The 22,950-nt window shown below is 45.7% G+C and carries 22 protein-coding genes; 6 read left to right on the forward strand and 16 right to left on the reverse strand.

The genetic code is table 11. The annotated features are described in order from the left end of the window. Positions 1 to 385: 385 nt before the first annotated feature. A complete protein-coding gene (locus tag QM717_RS08130; protein WP_415036660.1) occupies positions 386 to 1,132 on the forward strand; it encodes a LytR/AlgR family response regulator transcription factor in 747 nt (248 codons plus the stop codon). A gap of 43 nt (positions 1,133 to 1,175) precedes the next feature. Here the strand turns inward: QM717_RS08130 and QM717_RS08135 are convergent, their stop codons facing one another. Then, on the reverse strand, positions 1,176 to 1,364 hold the full coding sequence (locus QM717_RS08135; RefSeq protein ID WP_415036662.1) for a hypothetical protein: 189 nt from the start codon (positions 1,362 to 1,364) through the stop codon (positions 1,176 to 1,178). An 8-nt stretch (positions 1,365 to 1,372) separates the two neighbouring features. After that, positions 1,373 to 4,189 carry a hypothetical protein gene (locus tag QM717_RS08140; protein ID WP_415040175.1) on the reverse strand — a complete coding sequence of 939 codons (2,817 nt, stop codon included), beginning with the start codon at positions 4,187 to 4,189 and terminating at the stop codon, positions 1,373 to 1,375. Between the two features lie 519 nt (positions 4,190 to 4,708). Between QM717_RS08140 and QM717_RS08145 the strand changes: the two genes are divergently transcribed. Further along, positions 4,709 to 5,680: a WD40/YVTN/BNR-like repeat-containing protein gene (locus QM717_RS08145; protein WP_415036664.1), complete on the forward strand. Its 972-nt coding sequence runs from the start codon at positions 4,709 to 4,711 to the stop codon at positions 5,678 to 5,680. A 117-nt stretch (positions 5,681 to 5,797) separates the two neighbouring features. Here QM717_RS08145 and QM717_RS08150 read toward each other — a convergent pair whose 3' ends face one another. The 9 genes from QM717_RS08150 to QM717_RS08190 all read right to left on the reverse strand — a co-directional run bounded on the left by QM717_RS08150 (position 5,798) and on the right by QM717_RS08190 (position 15,528). After that, entirely contained in the window at positions 5,798 to 7,450 is a 1,653-nt protein-coding gene (locus tag QM717_RS08150; protein WP_415036666.1) for a serine hydrolase domain-containing protein, read from the reverse strand. 137 nt (positions 7,451 to 7,587) lie between these two features. Continuing rightward, positions 7,588 to 8,409 carry a helix-turn-helix domain-containing protein gene (locus QM717_RS08155; RefSeq protein WP_415036668.1) on the reverse strand — a complete coding sequence of 274 codons (822 nt, stop codon included), beginning with the start codon at positions 8,407 to 8,409 and terminating at the stop codon, positions 7,588 to 7,590. A 246-nt stretch (positions 8,410 to 8,655) separates the two neighbouring features. After that, on the reverse strand, positions 8,656 to 9,174 hold the full coding sequence (locus tag QM717_RS08160; protein WP_415036670.1) for a very short patch repair endonuclease: 519 nt from the start codon (positions 9,172 to 9,174) through the stop codon (positions 8,656 to 8,658). An 8-nt stretch (positions 9,175 to 9,182) separates the two neighbouring features. Beyond that, the gene (locus tag QM717_RS08165) at positions 9,183 to 9,641 is read right to left on the reverse strand and encodes a hypothetical protein (protein WP_415036672.1); all 459 of its coding nucleotides are present in this window, start codon (positions 9,639 to 9,641) and stop codon (positions 9,183 to 9,185) included. A gap of 10 nt (positions 9,642 to 9,651) precedes the next feature. Beyond that, positions 9,652 to 10,695 carry a hypothetical protein gene (locus QM717_RS08170; RefSeq protein WP_415036674.1) on the reverse strand — a complete coding sequence of 348 codons (1,044 nt, stop codon included), beginning with the start codon at positions 10,693 to 10,695 and terminating at the stop codon, positions 9,652 to 9,654. 2 nt (positions 10,696 to 10,697) lie between these two features. Beyond that, positions 10,698 to 12,869: an ATP-binding protein gene (locus QM717_RS08175; protein ID WP_415036676.1), complete on the reverse strand. Its 2,172-nt coding sequence runs from the start codon at positions 12,867 to 12,869 to the stop codon at positions 10,698 to 10,700. After that, on the reverse strand, positions 12,862 to 13,659 hold the full coding sequence (locus QM717_RS08180; protein ID WP_415036678.1) for a DUF3883 domain-containing protein: 798 nt from the start codon (positions 13,657 to 13,659) through the stop codon (positions 12,862 to 12,864). The genes QM717_RS08175 and QM717_RS08180 overlap by 8 nt, the downstream gene beginning before the upstream one ends. Then, positions 13,652 to 15,307 carry a DNA cytosine methyltransferase gene (locus QM717_RS08185; RefSeq protein WP_415036680.1) on the reverse strand — a complete coding sequence of 552 codons (1,656 nt, stop codon included), beginning with the start codon at positions 15,305 to 15,307 and terminating at the stop codon, positions 13,652 to 13,654. Before QM717_RS08185 ends, QM717_RS08180 begins: the two co-directional genes overlap by 8 nt. 2 nt (positions 15,308 to 15,309) lie before the next feature. Further along, on the reverse strand, positions 15,310 to 15,528 hold the full coding sequence (locus QM717_RS08190; protein ID WP_415036682.1) for a helix-turn-helix domain-containing protein: 219 nt from the start codon (positions 15,526 to 15,528) through the stop codon (positions 15,310 to 15,312). Between the two features lie 155 nt (positions 15,529 to 15,683). Between QM717_RS08190 and QM717_RS08195 the strand changes: the two genes are divergently transcribed. Both QM717_RS08195 and QM717_RS08200 read left to right on the forward strand, forming a co-directional pair. Beyond that, positions 15,684 to 16,022 (forward strand): hypothetical protein, encoded by a 339-nt coding sequence (locus tag QM717_RS08195; RefSeq protein ID WP_415036684.1) that lies wholly within the window; start codon positions 15,684 to 15,686, stop codon positions 16,020 to 16,022. After that, a complete protein-coding gene (locus QM717_RS08200; protein WP_415036686.1) occupies positions 16,019 to 16,357 on the forward strand; it encodes a hypothetical protein in 339 nt (112 codons plus the stop codon). Before QM717_RS08195 ends, QM717_RS08200 begins: the two co-directional genes overlap by 4 nt. 376 nt (positions 16,358 to 16,733) lie before the next feature. Here the strand turns inward: QM717_RS08200 and QM717_RS08205 are convergent, their stop codons facing one another. From QM717_RS08205 to QM717_RS08220, 4 genes are all read right to left on the reverse strand, one after another. Further along, on the reverse strand, positions 16,734 to 16,910 hold the full coding sequence (locus QM717_RS08205; protein ID WP_415036688.1) for a hypothetical protein: 177 nt from the start codon (positions 16,908 to 16,910) through the stop codon (positions 16,734 to 16,736). A gap of 228 nt (positions 16,911 to 17,138) precedes the next feature. After that, positions 17,139 to 17,648, reverse strand: a complete 510-nt coding sequence (locus QM717_RS08210; RefSeq protein WP_415036690.1) for a GNAT family N-acetyltransferase — start codon at positions 17,646 to 17,648, stop codon at positions 17,139 to 17,141. A gap of 115 nt (positions 17,649 to 17,763) precedes the next feature. Next, complete coding sequence (locus QM717_RS08215) at positions 17,764 to 19,152, reverse strand: CotH kinase family protein (RefSeq protein WP_415036692.1); 1,389 nt, start codon at positions 19,150 to 19,152, stop codon at positions 17,764 to 17,766. 39 nt (positions 19,153 to 19,191) lie between these two features. Beyond that, positions 19,192 to 19,497 carry a hypothetical protein gene (locus QM717_RS08220; protein ID WP_415036694.1) on the reverse strand — a complete coding sequence of 102 codons (306 nt, stop codon included), beginning with the start codon at positions 19,495 to 19,497 and terminating at the stop codon, positions 19,192 to 19,194. A 119-nt stretch (positions 19,498 to 19,616) separates the two neighbouring features. On the opposite strand from QM717_RS08220, the gene QM717_RS08225 reads away from it, so the two are divergent. Then, on the forward strand, positions 19,617 to 20,213 hold the full coding sequence (locus QM717_RS08225) for a Crp/Fnr family transcriptional regulator (RefSeq protein ID WP_415036696.1): 597 nt from the start codon (positions 19,617 to 19,619) through the stop codon (positions 20,211 to 20,213). 182 nt (positions 20,214 to 20,395) lie between these two features. Continuing rightward, a complete protein-coding gene (locus QM717_RS08230; RefSeq protein ID WP_415036698.1) occupies positions 20,396 to 20,689 on the forward strand; it encodes a hypothetical protein in 294 nt (97 codons plus the stop codon). Between the two features lie 94 nt (positions 20,690 to 20,783). Here QM717_RS08230 and QM717_RS08235 read toward each other — a convergent pair whose 3' ends face one another. Then, positions 20,784 to 22,829: a M13 family metallopeptidase gene (locus QM717_RS08235; protein ID WP_415036700.1), complete on the reverse strand. Its 2,046-nt coding sequence runs from the start codon at positions 22,827 to 22,829 to the stop codon at positions 20,784 to 20,786. Positions 22,830 to 22,950: the final 121 nt, after the last annotated feature.

The raw sequence follows: 22,950 nt of genomic DNA on the forward strand, positions 1-22,950 counted from the left end.
ATCATATTTCAAAAGCCTGATTTTGGGCAAAACGTCTTACAATCCGTTTTTGAGCCAAAAGGACCATTGCCTGTACCGTGGTTTAGTTGTAACATTGCTTACTTTCGCGACACTAATACACACTTTCATGACAAATGTGGGCAGACAACTTTCAGATTTGAAGTAGGTTTACACACTTTTTTAAAATAAGGGGTTGCAACCTTTATAAGAATGACGCATCATCATAGAATCGACATACAATCATCACAATTACCACAATCAAAAAATCAATCATCAATCAATCAAACATGCAATCAGACTTTTTTACCACGGGAAGCCCATCGCTTCCTGATCCGCATTGGACAGAAACCAAACCCTCATCCCACCCATTAAAATACACAATGGCATGATACGGGTGGTTATAATCGAAGATGAAGCCGGCGCTTCCCAATACCTCGAAAGTACGCTGGCAGAAGTGGCGCCCGACCTGCGGGTAATCCACAAAACAGACAACATGGCGCATGCCGCCGAATGGTTTTCCGGCAATGAGGCCGACCTTATTTTCCTCGACATCAAAACCGACGACGAGAACGTATTTTCTCTTTTTGAGCAAATGGGACTGCACACGCCGGTGATCTTTACCACGACCTGCAGCCACCATGCCGTACGTGCGTTCCGCTTCAACAGCATCGACTACCTGCTCAAACCGTTCTCGGGTGAGGAGCTCGGTCGCGCGATCGGTAAATTCCGTTCGAACCCCATGCGCGGCATCGATGTGGGCGGCCGGCTCGACAACCTGCAACAAAAGAAAGGTTTCCAGGAACGTTTCCTGGCTGTGAGCGGCAAGAAAATGAAAAGCATCCCGGTGCAGCAGGTGGCCTATTTCATGACGCAAGGACGCTACACCCAGCTCGTGACCAAGACCAATGAAAAGTACCTGATCGACCATTCGCTCGAGAACATCATCAACCGTGTCGACCCGAAATTGTTTTTCAGGATCAACCGCCAGATGATCGTGGGCTTTGATGCCATCGTGCACATGATCGCCTGGTCGCGCAGCCGCATCAAGATCGAATTGTCGCCGCCGGCCGAAGTCGAAGTGGTCTCGAGCATCGACAACACTGCCGAATTCCGGAAATGGCTCGACCGTTAAAAAACAAACCGCCCCGAAAGGCGGTCTGAGAGACAAAATTGAGTTAGTGGTTTTCGGTTTGTTTCTTTAAAGGCGGCTTGTTTTCGCAAAAGCTACCCAAACATTCGGGGTCATATTGATCCTGTTCGACAGAAGCAGCCAACGAGGCAGCCTTGATCTTGTCGTAATCGGTGCCGCAAATGGTCTTGAGCATGGCGGTGTAATACCGTCCCATTTTCTGTATTTTTTCCATGACGCCATTTATTTAAGGATGACTTTAGAGGCGTTGACGCTGCCGTCCTTGAGCGTGGTTTTGACCAAGACGATCGTGCCGATGGCCGACGGATTCACGGTGCGGTAATCCGAAGTATGCAAATCGTTGAGCGCGGCAATTTTCCTGCCGTTGAGGTCATAGACGATCACCGATACGATTTCGGTCGAGGCCAATACCTGAAGCGCGCCATCTGCACTGAACACCATGGTTTCGGGTTTGGATCCGGCTGCGGTTTCTCCCTCCGGTTTGGCATCGCTCGCATTCGAGAAACGCAGTTCGAAACGGTTGTTGAAGGTACCCGCAGCAGTGGTGAAATGGTAAGCCGAAGTTTTGAGGCTGTGCTGTACATTGGTCAATTTGTCGATCAGGTAAACCACCTGGCCCGGGAAAAACCCGTCGGTATCGTCAATGGCAATCGAGAACGAACCGGCGATGGTCGATTTGTAGCCCATCGGTACCACATCGTTCGGATTGAATGGCAACCCGCGTCCTTCGATCGAATAGGTATCGGTTCCCGAAACGGTATAGAACATCACCGGATTGCTGCCCGCGAAAGTCTTGCCGTCGTACAGGTTGTCGAAGCCGTTGGTAGCGCCGGCCACATAACCCAAAAGGACTTGGCTGAACGCACCGTTGGCATTCGAAAGGCTCAGCCAAAGACGATTCTTGTCGGATGTCTGTGCCAATCCCGTAGCGACAGAACCCGTCGTCGGATTGTGCGCTGCCGTGCGGTAAAAAGCGCCGTTGTTGCCTTCCACACGCATGTTGTTGCGGAAGTAGACCGTGTAATTTCCATTGGCCAAAGCCGTATTGGTTTCGATAAAGAATGCCTGCCCCGATGCAATCTTGCCATCGGGAAGTGCGCCTCCGGTGATGGCCGTCGCAGCCGAACGAACGCCTCCGGTCAGGTTGAATTTCGCATAATCGTCGGCGGTGTAATTGTACATCCAATTGCCCGGAATCAGGCTGCTGATGGCGGTGTTGTGCGTCCAAAGGTACACGGTTCCATTGACCAGTCCACTGTTGACGGGGTCGCGCAGGAATTGTTCCATATCGATGGCCGACGGATACGGATTGCCGATCAGGTTCAAGCCCGAAGTAGCTTTCTGCAATACAACCGGAATGGTTCCCGTATTGGCATTCCCGGTAAACATACCGGTGTAGACGCCCGAGGTCGCATTGGTCAACGACCATCCCTGCGGCGCACGAACGATGTACCCTTTGCCGCGTTGCATCGCCGCATTGCCGTTCATGATCAGCGACCAGTTGTTGATCGCCGGATCCCAACTGTAGTATTTGTCGTTGAGCGTGAGCGGTGACAATTGGCTCAAACGCCAAGACCAGACCGGTGCCGACCAGTAAGTATAATCATAGGCTTTCATTGGTGCCGAATCGCGTTTGATCGTCATCGAACCCGTAAAGGTGCCCACATCATCCACCTGGACCAGACTGCCGCTGCTTTCGACCATCAAGGTGGCTGCAGGTACTACGCTGACGTTTCGGGTCACGGTCAAGGTCGCCGATGGATGGATTTTGAACATCGCGGTATTGATGACATCACAGGAACACACACGAAGGTTGCTCGTCAAATCAAGGTTACCGGCTACGATGATGGGGGTGGTAGGCGTAGGAGGCGAACTCCAGGCCGACCCCGACCAAGTCACGGGCAAAGGCACCGTCACCGTTACCGTTGGGCCATAGGAAGTGCGGGCACAAGGCGCGCGGTCAATGCGGCGTACCCAGTAAATGGTCGTCACCGCCGGGCTCACCACAATCGAAACGTTGTTTTCACCCGGGATGATGTTGTCGCCGACGGACCAGCCCGTTCCCCATTCGTAATAGGCATTCGACCCTTCGGCGCCGCCCGTCGCGGTCAAAGTGGTGCTGGTGCCTTTGCAAATGGTCGTGATTCCGCTGATGGCCGTAGGAGACGAAGAAAAAGTAAAGGCATCGACATGGAAAGTGACCCCTGCCGTGATGCCGCCGCAAGGAGCCGGGTCGATTCTACGTACCCAGTAATCGGTCGGTGCCATCGGGTTGATGTACAAACTGTTGATTGTGGAAGTCGTAATGACATTCGAACCGATGACCGTTCCCGTTCCCCATTCGTATTGCGAATTGGTGCCTTCGATGCCACCGTGCGCATACAGGAACGCACCGCCTTCGGTATAGCAAAGCGTGGCCGGTCCAGTGATCGAGGTCGGTGCCGTCGAAGGAACCGATAAGGTAATGGTCGGTCCGCCCGTGGTGCGGTTGCACGGGGCAGGATCGACACGTCGTACCCAATAGGCAGTTCCTACGCTCGGGTTGACCGTAATCGACGGGCCATTTGCGCCCCCGATAATATTGTCACCAACCGAATAGCCGGTTCCCCATTGGTAATAAGAACCGCTTCCTGCCGTACCGCCGATGGCCGTCAGCGTGGTGCTGGTGGTATTGTGGCACAAGGTCGAGGCATTTGAGATGGAAGTCGGTGGTGTTGATACCGAACCGACCGTAATGGTAAACGTGACGCCGCCGGTAGGAGCGGTACATGGCCACCATCCTTGACGTCTGACCCAATACGTTGTGGTTACGCTTGGGTTGACGTAAAGCGAGCTGACCGCTCCGGTAATAATGTTTGAACCGATGACGCTTCCGGTGCCCCATTGGTATTGGCAGCCGCCGCCCTCGGAACCGCCCACGGCATTGAGCATGGTGCCGCCCGTACCGAAGCAGAGCGAGGAAGGTCCGGTGATGGCTGTAGGGGCTGTTACGGTACATTGGGCGTGCAAGGTGGCATTGGACAAAAGCAGCAGTACCATAGGGAAAAACAGGCGCCGAAAAAGAAATCTGAGGTAAAGGCGAAAAGGCCTTCGTTGGTTTGGGGTAATTGTGTTCATAGTTTATAGGGTTTTAGTATTTATGGGTTTGGGGAGTAACGGCCAGAGCCCTAATGGGTTTCGGGGATGACTGTTGCCGATTTTAAAAAAAGGCCGAAACAGGAAAATTCCCGCATCGGCCTTTGTTGTGGTATTCGTTTGGTTGTTTTTGTTACAAGGCAAAACCGGTCGAAACAAGGTTGTTTTCGGCCAGTGGTATTCAATCGAATTTCATTGCTGTAATTCATGTTCAGTAGGTTACGGGACTTTGGGTTGGCAGTTCAAAGCTACAGTCAGCCAAAGGGAAACCTGCTGTCATTGTCATGAAAGCGCGAATTTATGTCATGAACGTTTTGAAGGCGCTGCACGCTCATAACATCGGTTGGCGCGCTCATGACAATCGACAAATCAAATCGCCCCAAACGGTTTTAGGTTTGCCACCGAAACAACAACACAACGACCATGAAAAGAATGATATTAATGGCTGTACTGGCTTTAACAGCGGCCTGCAGCGATGATGACAAGGAGGCATCGGTGGATGTACAACAACCCGAGCCGCCTTTGAGCGAAAATTTTGAAAGACTTAGAATAGCAGGACACGCCAATTTTACCGACGCCTCGTTTTTTGATGAAAACCACGGGGTGCTGGGTGCAGCATCGGGTGTGATGTTACGTACAGAGGATGGTGGTGCATCCTGGGTTCCCGTAACCGGCCCGATGGTGTCCTACTCGAGCGTATTCATGTACGATACCCAAACGATTTTTGCCGGACGCGTTGCTTTCTATAAGATGAATCCGGGCAACGAAATGGACACCATTGGCGATTTGGGTTATTATACAGGTTCGATCCGCAACCTGCATTTCCAGAATGCCACTACCGGATTTGCCGTAAAAGCCAACGAGGTCCTCAAGACCACCGACGGCGGAAACACTTGGGCCGTGAGCCACAGTGCCAATTACCTCAAGCATCTTTTTTTCGCGACGCCCCAAGTCGCCTACGCTTACGGCGGCACCACACACGACGGGGCATCCGGTGGCGTACTGTCGAAAACTGTGGACGGCGGAAATACCTGGACCGACATTACTATCATGACCTCAGAAATTCTGGACTTGCAATTCACCGATGCCCAGACGGGGTATGCGATCAACTTTGCCCACGAGTTCAGCAAGACCACTGACGGCGGATTGCACTGGACCAAAATAGGCGATATCCCTGAGGCCGAATCGGGCGGCGCTCCATCCTCTTTATTGTATGTGAGCGACCAACAGATTTTCGTGACCAACTACAGCGGACAATTGCTCAAGTCGGCCGATGGTGGAAAGAACTGGGAAGTCCTCTATGCACACCCCGACGGTGCTGCACTGAGCAAGATAACAAGAATTGGACGTAAGATCTTTGTAGTAGGGGATCTCGACCAAATACTAAGAAATTGACGGATGGGATGGTAGATTAAGTTCGTTGATTTTGATTGCCGGCTCTTAGGGGAGCCGGTTTTTTTTAGTTTAGTTTTGTGAAGAAGGCGGTTCCGAAAGGGCCGCTTTTTCTTTGTTCTAATTTTGATTGAGGATTGCCGGCAACAAATAGTCCTCGACGATGGTCTGTGCCTGCGGATGGCCGTAGGGTTTGTTGTAGGCTTTCGAGGTGATGATGATTGTCAACGGCAAATCTTTGAAAATAAGAAAAACGTTTCCGCCATTGCCTGCGCAATAGAACGCCTCGTGGTGGACGAAGGTCTTGTTCCAAAACAAGTAGCCGTAATATTCCGCCTTTCTTTCAGGAACCGGAAACTGTTTGGTAAATGTCTTTTCGGTCCATTCTGTAGATAAGATGGGCTGGCCGTTCCAACTTCCCTTGTTTTGGTACAATTGGGCGTATTTGGCATAATCGAGCGAAGACATTTGCAGGCTGCCCGCGGTGTTGGGGACTTTCTGCGGCGTGAACTGCCACTGGTATTTTGTGATTCCGAGCGGATGGAACAGCTTTTCCTCGGCGTATTTCTCAAGCCCGCCAGGAACGTTTTTATCGAGGATGTCGCCCAGCAGCACGACACCCGCCGTGAAATAATCCCATTGGCCGCCATTGGTTTTGTTCTGGTCCATCGGCAAATCGAGCGCAAATTTGACCCAGTTGTCGGTCGGGTACATGTTTTCTTCATTGCCCGGAGAATCGCCATCGGAATCCGAACCTTGGAACGCCGAGCTCATCGAGAGCAGATCCTTCAACCGGACCTTGTCTTTTTTCGGGTCGTCATTCGCGAAATCTTTGAGGTTGTAAAAATGATCCAATGTCTCGTTTTCATCCTTAATGTATCCGTCATGGATGGCGATTCCCATCAGCGTCGAGGCAAACGATTTTCCCGCCGAACGCGTGTCGTGCAACGTATTGCGGTCGGCCCCGTTGAAATATTCCTCGAGCAGCAGTTTTCCTTCCTTGATCACGACGACGCTCGTAATGTCCTTGAGGCGGTAGGCCGCGATTTCGGTGTTGAGCTTCTCGATCAATTGCTGGTCCAACGCCGCATCGGAAACCGTCCAGCCGCTACCGGGTTGAATGGGTTGTACTTGAATTTGTTCGCGTGTAATTTTTGGCGGTCGGATCAAAAGTTGCACCTGGCCTTGGGCAATCAGTTCGCCCACTTTTACCGTCTCGTCGGTTTTGACATACGGCCTGATTTCAAGCCTGAGCAGGTGTTTACCATCGGTGAGTGCCTGTTCGCCCCCGTTGCGCTTGAAACGCTCCCACAGGTACATCGACCACCAGTCTTCGCCCTTGGTGCTTGTGAGCGGGACGCGGAACGTGGTCGAAGTGTTTTTGTTGCCCGCCGAACCGAAACTGCATCCGTGGTGGATGTTCTCGGAATAAATCGATTGGCCGTCGACGTAGAAAGTGAATCGGAGGTTGCCGATTAGGAGCAATTGTTCAGCAGGAATCTCCGGGGCCAGCCGGTGCAGGTAATTGGCGACCGAATTGTCCATGAACACGCGGATGTTCAAATCGGAACGCGGTTCCATGACAAATGTTTTCTCGAAATCGGATTTTTGATATTGCTCCAACGGGATGTTGCCTTTCATGAAAGTGATTCGGCCCACATTTTCTTTGTGGAGATTATTGGCAAACGCATCGGGTGCGTACAGGTTGCCGGTTTGTGCAAAAGAAGTCATGCTCCAAACACAAGAGGTGAGCAAAAGGAAAAGTCGTTTCATAACGTTTTTTGATTTTTCCGCGGCAATGTGATTTGGTTTACCGAATGTCCACTGGACATTCTCCTCTTGATATCAAATGCCTCGGGTGATGATTACCGCAAAAATAGCCAACAACCGCAATCCAAAATTGTACAGGATTAGCGTTTTGATCTTTGCAACAACACTTTTCGGTAGTCGGCAGGATTGTTTCCGTTGAAACTTTTAAAGCTTCGGATGAAATGGCTTTGGTCGTAAAACCCACATTGGTGGGCGATTTCTGTCAGCGAACTGTTTTGGGAAGGCATCAATTCGAGTGCTTTCTGTACGCGCAACTTCCGAATGTACGCGCCCAGGTTGCAGCCAAAATATTTCGGAAAGTCTTTCGACAGATGCACGGGATGGATCTGGCACAGCTTGGCCAATTGCTCCAAAGAAAAATCGTCGGTCAATTGCTCGTGCAGAATCTCATCGATCACCGGTACCCATTGCGGTTTTTTGCTGGCCGATTTGGTTTCAATCTGCTGCAACTTGGACAAGGTCTCTGTCAACAAGCTTTCAATCGAGAGATTGCTCGTACGGTCTTGCCTTTTGGATTCCCGGAAAATCCGGTACATCAGCAATTTCAAATCGGGATGCTTGATGTTGAGGCTGCCCTGCAACCGATGGGCATCGGGAAAAAACCGGTCAAACCATTGTTTGTCCATCTCCACATGGAAACCGCGTGTATATCCCTCGGGCTTGATGTTGTAATGCGGATCCTGCCAATGGTGGAACAAAAGCGTACCGGCCGGGCAATCGTACACCTCTTTTTTGTTGCCCTCGATGACCCGGCCCTCGATTAAAAAAGTGAAGTAGGCGTTTTCATGGTAGTGCCAGTCGACTTTCGGGAGGGTGTATTCGGTATCGGTCAGGGTGAGGCCGCCCAGGTGGAGGGTTTTGTTGGTTTGTCCGTAGAATTGGCCGGTTGGGGAGTGGTGCATGGGGCTTTTACTTTTGTCTTGAAACAAAAGTAACAAAAATTCAAGGCGCGATTTCCCTTTCGCTAATTTTCACAATCCATGCTTCGGCCGCGGCAACCCAAGCCGCTCGCACTGCGTGCTCGACTCCAGGGTTGGCCTTCCTTCTGCCAGTGTAGCAACGAATGGAAAAGCTACGGAAATTTAAAATAGGCCGAAGGCCGTACGAAGAACGTTTGTCGGGAATAGAATGTTTATTGTTCGCTTGGACTATTCGTTGTAATCTTGGGGTGGTTCGGCGGCTTTTGGCAAATCTTCGTGTTGGAGGTAGTTGCCGGAGGGAAGTTTGATGGGTTGGGTTTTGTAGTGGATCAGGTTTTTCTTTTCTTCGATGGTTTCTTCAATGGTGCGCACTACGGTGTGAAGATTTTTTTTGATGTCTTCGGACCAGAATCTTAGAACAGTCCAGCCGTGGGAAGTTAGGTATTCGTTGACTTGTTGGTCGCGTTCGATGTTGCGTTTGATTTTCTTTTCCCAGAATTCGGCGTTGTTGACGGGTTTCTTTTTGGTTTCCAAGTCTTTGCCGTGGAAGAATTCGGAGTCGATGAAAAGGGCGAGTTTGAGTTTTTTGAAGGTGAGGTCGGGTTTGCCAAAAACAGTTTTATCGTTTTTGCGGTAGCGATAGCCTTTGTGGTATAGGGATTTGGCAAGCATCACTTCGGTTTTGGTACCGGTAGATTTGATGGCTTGCATGTTTTTGGAGCGTTGATTTAGTGTTGGGGTATTCATATAGTAACTTAGTCATCATCATCTTCAGCATTATTTTCATCCTCCATTTTAGCATCTAAATAAGCCTCCATTAAATCCGGACATGCAATTTCAATTTCTGCCTTTTCTGCTTTGTCTAGGAAATCATACATTTCGTCAAAATATTCCATTTCTTGATCGTCATCGTCACCATTAGAATATCCATATGAAAGCAACAATAATGTTTCTGCTAAGCTAACTATGTCTATTACCTCAATTTCAAAAGTTACACAGTTATTAGTAGTGTTATAATCAAAGTTTTTTGATACTTCTTTAAGTTGTTGACCCGCAAATGCCAGTGATCCAAAATCTCTTGCGATATCACCTGTATCACTAAAAAACAGTTGAGTAGATTTATAAATGCAAACTTTGAAAGGTTGTTCTACATGTATTAACATATTTAGAATGTCATCGCTTGTTGCGTTAACAATTTTTTCGATTTCTATCATGTTTGTTGTTTTAATTAAATGATGGTTGTCCTTGTCTTGAAAAATAATTTGCAAATCGAGAGATTACATCTTTTCTAAAAGGTCCTGTAATTACACATTCTACCTCGAATTTTTCTTTGTCATTTAGATCCTTGATTGGAATACTAATCAAGTGTTGGAAATTTATGAAACCACCGTTAAATAATATTGTTTCGGGCAAGTAATGATATTTTAAGTCTAAGTTGTTTCGCTTTAGCAGCACAATATCCTCTTCTTTACGGCCATGAATTACTTCACTGTAACTATAAATGCAAGCTACTGTTACAAACTTAGCCTTTGGTTTCACCCTGAATTCATCAGTGGCCAAATCGCATGCAGGTGTTAGTATAACTCCAAAATTATTTGTCCCTTTGAACTTGATAACATCACCAGTAAATATTTTTTCTTTCACCGGAGGTTTAATGTAAAATTCTATACTATAAACAGGTTCTAAGTTGTTCTCAATATTGATTTCTAGATATTCCTGAATATGTGCAGAAATATATCTTAAGAGAACTTTTTCACAGTCCCAACTAGGTACAGACTTTTTATTTTTTACAAATTCAGGTAGTATTTCAGACAAGTGTTTCCAAAAAATCAAATTGATATTAGATTCTATTAATCCCCTGTTATTTAAAATATCAGTAATTCCAGTAGAATATATATCACAAAACTCATCCAACATTTCATCATAGTCCACTTCACCTCGGGCACTCTTTTTAAATAAATAGCTATCGGCTTGAAATTCAGGGTCTAAATCTCCAAGATTTCCAGATATTATTCTTACTGGAAATCTAAGTGTTTCGCGGATTTCTGCAAGTATCTGATTTCCTTCCCCATCATGATCATTTTGCTTCAAGCGTAAATCGACAATTGCTCCATTATAGGTGTTAGAGCGTAGTTTGTCCAAACCTGTTTTCAAATCCTCGGCAACATCTAAGATAATGTTTTTTTCATTCTTCTTGTTGTATAGCTCAATTTCATCAAGAAGATCTTTGTTTTGCCGTTTATCGTCATCAACAACTAATATTTTCATACTTATTTTGTTAGTTCAATTATAAAATTTGCTCCGTTAGTTTTGCTTATTGCTTTAATTGTGCCCTTATTTCTTTCTAGCGCCTCGCCTGAAATTGCTAAACCTAAGCCTGTACCCTCGTCTTTGGTAGAAAACCCTACATCAAAAATATCCTGATTTTCAATATTAGATTCTTCAATTCCTTCGCCTGTGTCATTATAATCGATAGTAATCTTTTTATCATCTTCATGAATGAAAATGTTTATATGTTTTTCATCTGAATTTTCTAGCCAGTGAATACTATTTTCTATAAGATTTGTGAAAACAATTTGAAAGTCGATTTCCCATCCTTTATGCACACAATTTGTATCTCCTTCAATTCGGAAAAGAATATTTTTGTCAATTAAATCATGATCAAATATTTTAAAAGCATCTTCTATAGGCTTTAACAAAAGGAACTCTTTAGGGCTTGATCTCTTACTATTTGCCAAAGGCTCAAGTTTTTTAAATATTTTGATGAAAATTTCAGCTTGTTCTTTATTGTCATTCAAACGATCGATAATTTTATCGAACAACATTCTTAAAGAACGGGTTTGATTAGAAATTTCTCGAAACTCTGTTATAAATTCCTTGCTCCATTCTGTTATAAATTTTGGATGCTGTTTAAGAGCGTTTAACGGTTTTCGCCCTTCGTGAAAAACAACATTCATTACTTTTCCAAGAGTAACTTGACCTTGATATTTTGCTATTGTATTTTTAATATCTTCAATTTGACTTTCTTTTTCTTTGGCTTCTTCGTCAATTGCTTGTTTAACTTTCGATGTGACTTCCGGAGAAACATCGGCTGTGGTCAATATTTCATCAATTTTCGTATTAAGATTCTCAAAACTAGTTGCACTGTTTAATTTTTCATCAAATGATTTAGGTTTTCGCCCACCTTTATTATTTTCTTTCCTAAATTTATATCGAATAGGTTCCAATTCGCCCAAACAAAAAAGAATAATGGTTTTAAGTCCCTCGTAATATTTGTCTTCTTTAAATCCTTCTCTGGTTGCTTTTTCTTCGAGATGCGATTCGTCTTCTTGAAGAACAGTTACATATCCAGCCACTTGATTACCACTTAATCGCATTGTTGGATTATTATATCTCCTCGAATCCAAATTAAGCCAATCGACACCTTTTTCTCCGTAGGGCCTCACTCTAAATCCTTCTCGGATTACAGCTATTCCAGGAATTTCACGCATTTGTTTCTTTGATTCCGCAGTAGATAGTCCGTCAATAGCAAAATCATCTAAGTCGAATGCCCTAATATCAAGTTCAATGTGGCCACAATATTTGCTAATATCATCAAGAGTAAATTCTTTCTCAATTGCTTGTGGGTTTGGATTGGACGACCGCCTGTTTTCCAAAAATAACTTAGCTAATAGAACCTCCTTGCCTTTTTTATCATGACCTTGGATGCTAACAGAGCCAAAAACTCTGTAGTGGTAAGATTCCAAAACAGGTAGTGGACGTATTTGTTCATTGAAAGATGAATAAATTTTACTGTCTGTTTTATTTACTTCTAGAAATATTCGAAAGTCGGTATCAATCTCGTCGAATGGAGACAAAAGTGTTTTAAGATTTGTAATCAATTCGGTTACATCAGCATCTGTCCAATTTTGGTCTGTTGATATATCTAGAGAAGTTCCAGATTTTTTTTCAAAAGCAGTATAATTTTCAATTAAAATACTTACATCTTCTAAATATTTAGAATCTGCAGCAAATTCATCCCAGTCAAGAAGTAATTCAGTTGTTGTATAAGTTTCTACATCTGTCGTAGTCAACAATAAATTCCTTCCTAAAATAGATGCTGCATATCTGCCGATACCTTTACGCCCCTGTAAAGGTCTTTTTTTATATCGACTACGCTTTAATTTTAATTTATCTTGGGTTGAGGGGACCATCCATTTTTCTGTTACTATTTGAAAATCCATACCGTGCCCGTCGTCTTCTATAATTATCTTGGAATCACCATTATTTAAGAATAGTTTTATCCACACATTTTCAGCATCAGCATCATAAGCATTTTTCACAAGCTCTAGGATCGCTGTATAAGAATCTTTGATTATACCTTTACCAACAGTCAAGATATGATTCGCTGCGGGTTTAATATGATATAACCCGGAATTTAAGATCTCTTTGTCTCTAGACATTACATATTGTTTTTAATTCCTTTTCACTAATACTCCAATTTACCTGAACTACTGTAAAAACATTCTTTTGAGGTTTTGTTGATAAAGCAGGGTTTTTAATCAAATCAATTTTAGGTTTTTTCTCAATATTGCTAACTATCGCGAGATAATATTTTTCTCCTTTTTGTCTTGCTGTTCTCCATTCTTTATCTGTAAAGACGATTCCGCCACTGACAGTGGACATTCCTTTTACTTCAACATAGTATGTCTGCGTTTTCCCCGTTAACTTAAAATCATATCCGCAGCCTTCATTGGTTACATTTTTTATTTTTACTTCTTCAGAAAATTTCAATTGACCAGTGGTTACCTGCCACTCGAATTCAGCTTCGGCTTTTTTACCGGTAATGCCTCTTGTTGTATAGGCGCCAATTTTTCTTTTTTGCTTCTCTTTTTCGGAAGGTAAAACACTTGACAATACCTCCATCTCAACATCAAATTCAGTATTATGAGCGTTTTCAAGAATGTCTTGAATCAAACCTCGTAGCGTCAGTTCATCGAAGTTTTCATAAGCATCAATAGTTCTAATAATTCTTAGTGGCATACTTCTTTTGTTCCAGCCCACACGGAAAGGATGTACAACATCAAATTCATCCCGCCTAAATTTTATGTAATTAGGTTTTATATCTAAAGCTTCGCCAATTCTTGCCCACGCTTCTTTGTCATTTTTATAACCGAGATTAGTTAACGCTTCTTTGTCAAATCGTGATAAATAGTAAGCAACAATGTGAGCTAATTTGTGTCCCTTATCCATTTATTTCCTCATTTATATTTTCAGGTATTGCATTTTGTATATCAAAAATCCCTAAAACAACTTCTGCAATCTGATAAGCCAAATAAGGCGGAACTGCATTTCCCACTTGATGAAACTGATTTGTGCGCTCACCGCAGAAATAATAATTATCGGGAAATGTTTGCACTCTTGCAGCTTCCCGAACAGTAAAACTTCTTGATTGTTTAGGGTCATAATGAATGAAATAATGACCGTCTTTTGAAATATGAGATGTTATCGTTGTTGCAGGGATGTCGGGCAACTGCACCCTAAATCGATCCGTGAACTTTCCCGATTCCGAGTTTTCGTGGTCAGGCATTAAGTCTAGCTCTGCTTGTCTATAATCAGCTAAACGGGGAAAAGTACCATTTTCAATGGCATATCTTGAGGCAAATAGATAACGTTTTATGTCTTGTAAAAGATGTTTTCGTGAAACATGGTGTAATATTCCACCAAGCCGTTCATCTCGATACCAATTAGCTAAAGGATTTTCGTCTGCAACATCAAATTGATTTGAAGGAGTGAAATTATCACCCAAGGAGCTAGGTAAATCTTGTTGATGCAATGGAGGCAAATAACCATTAATATCTCCATTAAACGCTCTTATATAATTTTGCCAACTTAAATAATTATCATTTATTCGTTGATAGAATCTTTTCTTTTTAGGTTTGCCATTTTCGTCGAAAACTAATTCACTATGTGTAAACGAACGTGTAATGCCACTTCTGATAGAAGGAAGGTTTCCAATGATCGATTCAAGGCTTACAGGTGCGTTCCTAATCAAGATTTCTTGAGGCGGATTTATGTCCTCACGAATTCCAAGTAAAATTACTCGATGCCTTTTCTGTGGAACTCCATAGTCCTCAGCTTTAATAATGTAATCACGAGGATTAAATATTGGATTTTCGTTGTCAAATCCTAGAGGTTGAGCGGTTAAAGAGTAAATTCGGTAGTTTATGTGTGGTTGGTTAATGTCAGGTATTGCTCCTTCCGATAAACAAGCAGCAACTGGATCCTTCAAATCGCGCAAGATGTTGTTAAATATATATGCGCTCTCGACTCTTGCTGACAATAAGCCTTTTACATTCTCCATCACAAAAACTGCCGGAGAGTGAACAGCAATTATTCGTAGATATTCTTTATATAGTTCTACTCTTTTATCTGTTTCACCATTGAGAACTAATTCTTGTCTGCGTGATCGTCCAACCAAGGAATAGGCTTGGCACGGCGGTCCACCTGTTAAGACCCAGTTTTGTTCTCCCTCAAGCGCAATAGTAATTCTTTGGTCGACTTCATCGTTAGAAACACCATTATTATCATCAGAGTCAGGGTCACCTAATGTGGCGCACCATGCCTCTTGACTAGCGGCTTGTGCTTCAATAGGGTAATTGTCGTATAATTCTTGTAGTTCAATTTCGCCTCTAACAAATCTATAATAATCAGTAGGGGCTTGGTTAATAGGGAATTGTCTGTAAAAGCTCCTGAGTTTTAATGTCTGGTGTGCAACTGGATCTTTTTCAATAGATAAGGCAACTTCAAACTCACGTTCGCCATGTTCGTCTATTAAAGACGAAAATCCTTCCGCCAAACCTCCTGGGCCTGCAAAGATGTCAATGATAGGGATCGCCATTATTATTTGTTCTTAAAAAAAAATTCGATTGGTTGATTATAATGATTTGCAAGAAGGAACAGTTTTGCAGCACTAATGTTTTTTACACCATTCTCTATTTTAGAAAGTTCGCTTTGAACAATGATATTTGCTTCCTGTACATTTTTTTGTGTTAGACCAGCTAATTCTCTTGCTTTTACCAATTGATTAGAAACCAATCTGTTAACTTGTTTTTCGGTCATTCGAAAAAAACTTTAATATTCCAAATAACAATATTCCAGATTTATTGTTGATATTCCATATTGGAATATTCCAATATGGAATATTATTTATATATTTGTTGAATATTTATTGCTGATTATATCAGCTTACTTATTCATCAATTTAAATCGAAGCCATGGAAACACAAAATCAAAAACTCCTCCAAGACCTCTCCCACTTCCCCAACATCTTCTCCCAACTCACCGCCGAAGGCGACAACAACGAACGCCTAACCGCTAAGATTACGGTCGCTGGCTACTCCGGCCTTATGTTCCTGATATTGGACATTTTAAAAGTTTCACTGTTGGCTCTCGAATCCGATTTACCCAAATCCTCAAACGCCCGCGACCCGAATACTGATATTGCCAGTCTCATTGATTTGGCCATCCAGTTATTGCCGTTACAGGAACTCGAACTGCTCGATATCTTGTACGAGCATCATCTAAAAACAAAAACCAACCTTAAAACGCCATGAACACAAAGAATTTCACAGTCACGCAGGAGCAGTCCGACCTGCTCAAGCCCCATTTTGTTTTACTCGAACCGCTTAGCGTTAAGAATGAACACTTTAAATGCGAGCTTTGGCTCGGCGGGTATCAGGAAATGATGCACACCGTCGCCGACCTGGTCAAGGTCTGCATGCTCGCGCTCGAAACCGCCGATTCAGGCAATTTCAAGGAAATCAAAGACCCCAATACCAACATCGCAGGGGTACTTTCATTGGTCCTGAACATGATTCCGTACGAAGAAGCGGAACTCTTGGATATCTTGCACCAAAGTTGCCTTAAAAATGATTCATCGAAATCCTAAATGGCTGCCACTTCCATTGCAAGTTAAAGACTATTGTTCAAATTCAAAAGCGGTTAGCCGATCCTGACGGGTTTTGAACGGTTTTGATGTATATTGACTGGTTTTGATCGCATCTTCCATTTTTTAAGGGGTTTTGTTCGAGTCTCCTTCGGGTCTTGTTCGGGTCGGGCTTTTAAAAAATCCGCGCTAATTTTTGTAAATAGGCGAGCTCTATTTACGCTATAGATACTCCCTAGATAAGCCGTACATAAGCCCACCTAAAGCCGACTTTAATTATGTAAAATAGAAAGTTTTTTTCATCCGAAAAGGCAACTAAAAGAAAACCGCCTCCCATTACAGAAGACGGTTCTCACCCCTAAAACTTAAATTAAAAAAACTATTGTCCGAGGGGGACAAATATAGTGGTAGCCAGATAGGACGGCTTGAAAAGCACGGGTGCGGTGCTGGGCAATTGGGTCGTAATGCGAATCGAGGGTGCGCCGTCGTTGTCGTACATTCCGGGATTTATAGCGGCGGGATGGACTTCGCAAGTGGCGGCGCTGAGTTCCGGCATTGCGCAGGTATTGAGGGTGTAAGTTCCGATGTCGATTTGGTGCTGGAAACTAGTAAGGCCAGCAGTAGTTGCGTTGTGTTCATGGTGGTAGACTTAATCCAGAGGGCAGCCCAAAGATACGACTAAACCTACAAAATGCGAATTGGGTGATTGTTAATTTTTCCTACATTTCATCGATTTTAAGCAAGCTTCAATTTCTTTTCTGTAGGCTATGCGGCCGAATGCCCGTCACTTGTACAATTCCCACCTCCAGATCAATCCGTCATCGGGATCTTCGAATTCCTGTGTTTTTTTGAAGCCACATTTGGACAGCACTTTTGTCGAGGCGTTTTCTTGGCCCAACGTATGCGCGATTACCTTGGTCACCTCGGGATGCGCAAAGGCATTTTGGATCAACCCCTTGGCCATTTCGGTAGCCAGTCCCTTGTCGCGATAATCCGGGGCGATCTCATAGCCGATTTCAACCATTCCGTCGACGGGTTTGCCTTTGTAGCCCCCGCTGCCGATCAGGGTCTGGTCGTTTTTGTGGATCGGGAAATACGTCCACCAATCCTGTTCTGTTTCGCCCCCTGACAATTTATCGAGCGAATATTGCAAAGCCGGGACGCCGAACTGGGTCCACTGGTCGGCGATCGCAACACCCAGTTCTTCAGATAATGGCCCATCGCCCGCAATGGCTTTCTGCAGGATTTCGGTACCGCAGGGAATCAGGATCAGTCGTTTGGTTACGGTTTTCATTTTTCGAATCTTTTGCGCAAATATAAAAGGCGGACCTTTCCTTGAAATCTTAAATGCGATGAAAGCCAGGAATTGCTGTTTGGAAGTGCTTTTTCAGGGGTTGAACCGTAGCCTGTTACCACGGGATGTTGTTCGCGCGCGTCTTGAACCAATTCGCCGGTCCATTGGTTCCGCCTGCGTTGTCCCCGCTCAGCAAGCGGTAGTTGGATTGGTTGCCCCATTCGGCAGGCTGGTCGTAGATCATGTAGTCCTCGCCGGTATCGTTGTCGACGTACGGTTTCAAGAGCTGCTGCCACGCGCGAATCCTGGCGTAACTTCCGTTGAAAGCAAACAAGTTGTCGCTGGCCAAGAGTGCTGAAATGTAACTTTTATACAGGTCGCGGTATTCCGGGATTGCAAGGATCTTGGTCATGAGCGGACGGTTGCCAGACGGTCCCCAGACCAAAGGATTCTGCGTCCCCGAATTGGCCAGCAACGAAGAAGTGCCGAGCGTATTGTCGTAGTCGTACGGGATAAAATAGGCTTTCCCGTTTCCGGCAAAGTAAAAATAGAAGTTGTTGGCGTTGACCCAATAATCATCCCACATGCCCACGACCACATTGACCGCATAGGTTTTAAGAAACAACTGGATATCCATTTTCTGGGCAATCCAGGTCTTGAAATCGTCGCCCGTTTTGGTGTTGAGGTCGGTGATGAATTGCATGAGTTCGGTCTTGGCCGATGCGAGTTCGTCCTCGCGTGTCTTCAAATCGTAGGCATAATAGGTCGAGGTGGCCGCACTCAGCGTCACGTCCTCGACACCCATGCTCGTGGTCTGTACCAAATTGGCGTTGAGCCCATCTGAACCATAGCCGCCCTTCCACAGGAAACCTTGGCTGCCCGTCCAGTTGGCCTGGCGCTTGGCGATGAAATCCTCATCGACGCTTTCGATCATCAGGTAGACGCCGTAATAGGCAGGCTCCGGATCACCCGCCACATGGATCTTAAGCCGGCAATACCGCGCTTTTGGGGCGGTCCATACGCCATAACGTTCGAACAAATCATAACAATACATTTCGCGTACATAGGTCGGGTCGTCCTTGCACCATTTGAGGCTCAATTTGTTGACGCCCTCAAAACGCTGGTCGTCGCGGTTCTTTGAGAAATCGAGGTTGAAATGGCAATGGTTCCACTGGGTATTCGGGGTTTGGTGCGTGGGGCCGGAGACATACGTTTCGGGACGCCTGCGGCTGGTATTGCCCTTTAATTTAAGCCCGATGCTGTCGAGTTGTACCGTTTGTTCCTGGAAGGTATAGGTGAAATGCGAGACGACCTTCTTCTCATTCTTGGGGTTGAGGTCGTAATTGGCGAGCAGTTTGTTCCATTCGGCCAAAGGGAATTCGAGTGTGATCACGGGCAATTCCTGTGCTGTTTCGGAAGGAGTTTCACCGGTCGCGGGCTGCCGGTCGTCATCGCTGCAAGCCAGCAAAAATAACGCAACGAACAGGTACAATAACTTTTTCATGGTCCAGAAGTAAACCCGAAAGATACGGTTTTATTCGGTTTACATCTCGAGTTCTTTGCCCTTTTCGAAGAAGTTCACATAGAAAAACTGGTTTGGGTCGAGGTTGAGTTCGTTGAGCGTGGCCTGCAACGCGGCAGTCTTGTCGTCAAGTCCTGCGATTTGGTGCATTTGCAGAAAGCCGATGAAATGCTCGAGGTTGTCAAACTTGAAACTGAGCTTGCTGTTGAGCGAATAAGGCGTAATGCTGAAGTCGAGCGGCCGGCCCTGCTGCTCCTTCTTTTCGGTCAGGTTGTGGAAACCTTCGCGCACTAAGGCATCGACTATGGTTTTGAAAATATCGGTCATCGTCCTGGTATTGCTTTCGATGGACTAATTTACGAAATCGCGTTTATAGATAATGGCTTAAAGTTTACAGCTTTATCGAACCGATTTGTTATTTTTGGAAGGATTCAAAAGCCCTCAAGATGATCGCGACCGAAATATTGTTGCAGTTTGGCGCCCAACTCAAAACGTATAAAAAAGGAACCGTGCTTTTCAGCGAAGGCCAGTCCGCGCGTTATTATTTCCAGGTCGAAAGCGGCGAGGTCAAGACCAATAACTTCAACGACGAAGGCAAGGAATTCATCCAGGGCATGTTCACCCAGGGCGACAGTTTTGGCGAATCGACGCTGCTCAACCACCGCAGCTACCCGGCTTCGGCAGAAACCATGACCGACGCGACGGTTTACGTTTTGCCCAAGACGGCATTTTTCGACATGCTCCACCAACATCCCGAAACCGCAATTGCATTGTGCCAGCGCATGGCCGACCGCTTGTATTACAAGGCAATCATCGCTTCCGAAATCGCTTCGCAAGACCCCGAGCACCGCTTGTTGGCCTTGATCGATTTCTTGAAAGTGGAAGTCGGCAAATGCAAAGCCGATCAAAAATACGAAGTCACGCTCACGCGCCAACAACTCGCCGATTTGACCGGATTGCGCGTCGAAACGGTCATCCGTACCATCAAGGCCCTCGAAAAAAAAGGTTGCCTGACCATCGACCACCATAAAATTTACAGATAGATTAGATTGTCGGATCTTCAGATTTTCGGATGGAATTGCCATCTCAAAATCCGAAAGCGCAGCGCGTCTGAAAATCGGTTGATCTGAAAATCCCTAACCTTATGATTCAAGTCATAAATTGACCACTGCTGACGGTTGTAATTTTACTTCAGATTAAAAGAGCAACTTAAAACAACAACGTCATGAGCACTTACAGCAGAATTTACAGTCGATTTGAACACGGATTTTTCGGAAGCATCACCCTCGGGATATTGGCTTCTAGTTGTTTGGGAGGCATTGCGGCGATGGCCGTACTGCAAAACGGAACCAGCCTGGGACAGATGTTCCAATTGTTCCTCGTCGTGGGCAGCGCGATGACCTTCAACGGATCAGTGTTGTCACAACAGAAACCCAAAACGATTTTCAATATGTTGATCGTCAGCATCGTCGTCAACACCATCCTGACTACGATCAATTTCATCCAGTATTACGGATAAAAAAAGCCGCGAATTCACGAATTGATTTCATTCGTGAATTCGCGGCCTATACAGAATCGATTAAACGGTTAAACGCTTCACCGATTAAACAATTTTACCAAATCTTCACGCGCTTGTCCGGTGCGAGGTACAACGAATCACCAGGTTTGACGTTAAAGACTTCGTAGAATTCCGGCACGTTGCGGATGGTACCGTTGATGCGGAATTTCGATGGCGAATGCGGATCCGAAGCGACCTGGTTGCGCAAAGATTCCTCGCGGTCCTTGTTGAGCCAAACCTGTGCCCAGCCGAGCAACACGCGTTGTTCCCCGGTAAAGCCGTCCATCACATTCGATTTCTTTCCACCCAGGCTCATCTTGTAGGCTTTCATCGCGATGCTGAGTCCGCCCAAATCGCCGATGTTTTCACCCAAGGTAAACTGTCCGTTGACATTCAAATCGGGAAACACCTTGAAGCTGTTGTACTGCTCGACCAAAGCGGCCGTACGTTGTTTGAAGGTCTCCAAATCTTTCGGCGTCCACCAGTCGCGCATTACGCCGTCGCCGTCGAAAGTCGCACCCTGGTCGTCGAAGCCGTGCCCGATTTCGTGCCCGATCACCGCACCGATTCCACCATAATTCACCGCGTCGTCTGCCTTGAGGTCAAAGAAAGGTGGTTGCAGGATCGCGGCCGGGAATACAATCTCGTTCAGGCTGGAGTTGTAATATGCATTGACCGTCTGTGGGTTCATGCCCCATTCGTCCTTGTCGACGGGCTTGCCCAGTTTGTTGAGGTTGCGCTGGTATTCGAATTCGGTCGCGCGTTCCATGTTGCCGTACAGATCGTTCTTGGCGATCTTGAGCGAAGAATAATCGCGCCATTTGTTCGGGTAACCGATCTTCGGGTTGAATTTCTTGATTTTTTCAAGCGCCTGTTTTTTGGTTTCCGGGCTCATCCAGTCCAAAGTCTTGATGCTTTCCTCGTAGGCTTTGAGTAAATTTTTAACCATTTGGGTCATGCGCTCCTTGGCTTCCGGCGGGAAATGCTTGGCGACATATTCCTTGCCGACGATCTCGCCGAGGTTGCTGTTGACCACTTCCACCGCACGACGCCATTGCGGACGTTGTTCCTGGGTGCCATAGATCGTTTTGCCGAAGAAGGCAAAATTTTCCTTGTCGATTGCGCTCGTCAATGAAGTCGCCGACCCGTGGATCGCGCTCCATTTGAGGTAGGTTTTCCACACCTCGAGCGGCGTGTTCTTGATGATGTTGTTGAGTGCCTTGGTGTACGCAATCTGCGATACCACGATGTTTTTCTCGTTTTGGATTCCGGCCTTGGTCATGTAGGCGGTCCAATCGAAATCGGGCATGAGTTGCTTGAGATCGGCCGTGGCGTATTTGTTGTACAAAGCCGCGGTGTTGCGCGTGTCTTCTTTTTTCATGTGCGCGCTTGCCATCTGTGTTTCGAGTGCCATGATTTTGGCCGCACTTCCGGCCGGATCGGCAATACCGCCCAAGGTCAGCATGTTCTGGATGTGCTTCACATACAAATCACGGATTTCTTTCGACTTGGCATCCTGCAAAGTATAATATTCTTTCTCAGGAAGCCCGATACCGCCTTGCCAGGTCATCAGGATCGACTGGGTCGGTGTCTTGAAATCCTGCTGCACGCTGACCCCGAAAGGCGACATATTGCCCTCGCGGTTGGCCTGTCCGAAGAACGCCGCCAAATCGCTGTAATTGGCAATGGCATCGATGGCCTTGAAAGTGGGCTGCAAAGGCGAAACTCCTTTAGCATCGCGGTCTTTCTGGTTCATGTACGAATCGTAGAAATCCCCGATTTTTTGCTCGTTCGAACCTTCTGCGGCTTTACTTTTCGCGGCGGCCTCGATGATGGCTTTTACGTCTTCCTGCGATTTGTCGTAGATGAAATCGAAGGCGCCGTAAGAAGATTTGTCGGCTGGGATTTTGGTGTTCTTGAGCCAGGTTCCGTTGACGTAGGCTTCGAAATTATCACCCGGTTTGACGAGCGTGTCCATGTTTTTCTTGATGATGCCCGATACGAGCGGCTCTTGGTTTTGTTCCGATTTGTTGCAAGAATGCAGCAAAAGGACTGACGCTGCAAGCAGAGAAATTTGCAACGGTTTGCGGTTTATTGTCATAATTTAAGTTTGAGGAATTTGTCTTTTGGGTTAGAAAAATGTTACAGGTTTCAAATATAGTTATTTAATGTTGCAAAGACTCAATGCGACAAAGATTGCTGCGCCAGTTTGCTGCGCACGT

The sequence above is a fragment of the Flavobacterium sp. genome (genome assembly GCF_047602195.1).
Lineage (GTDB): Bacteria > Bacteroidota > Bacteroidia > Flavobacteriales > Flavobacteriaceae > Flavobacterium.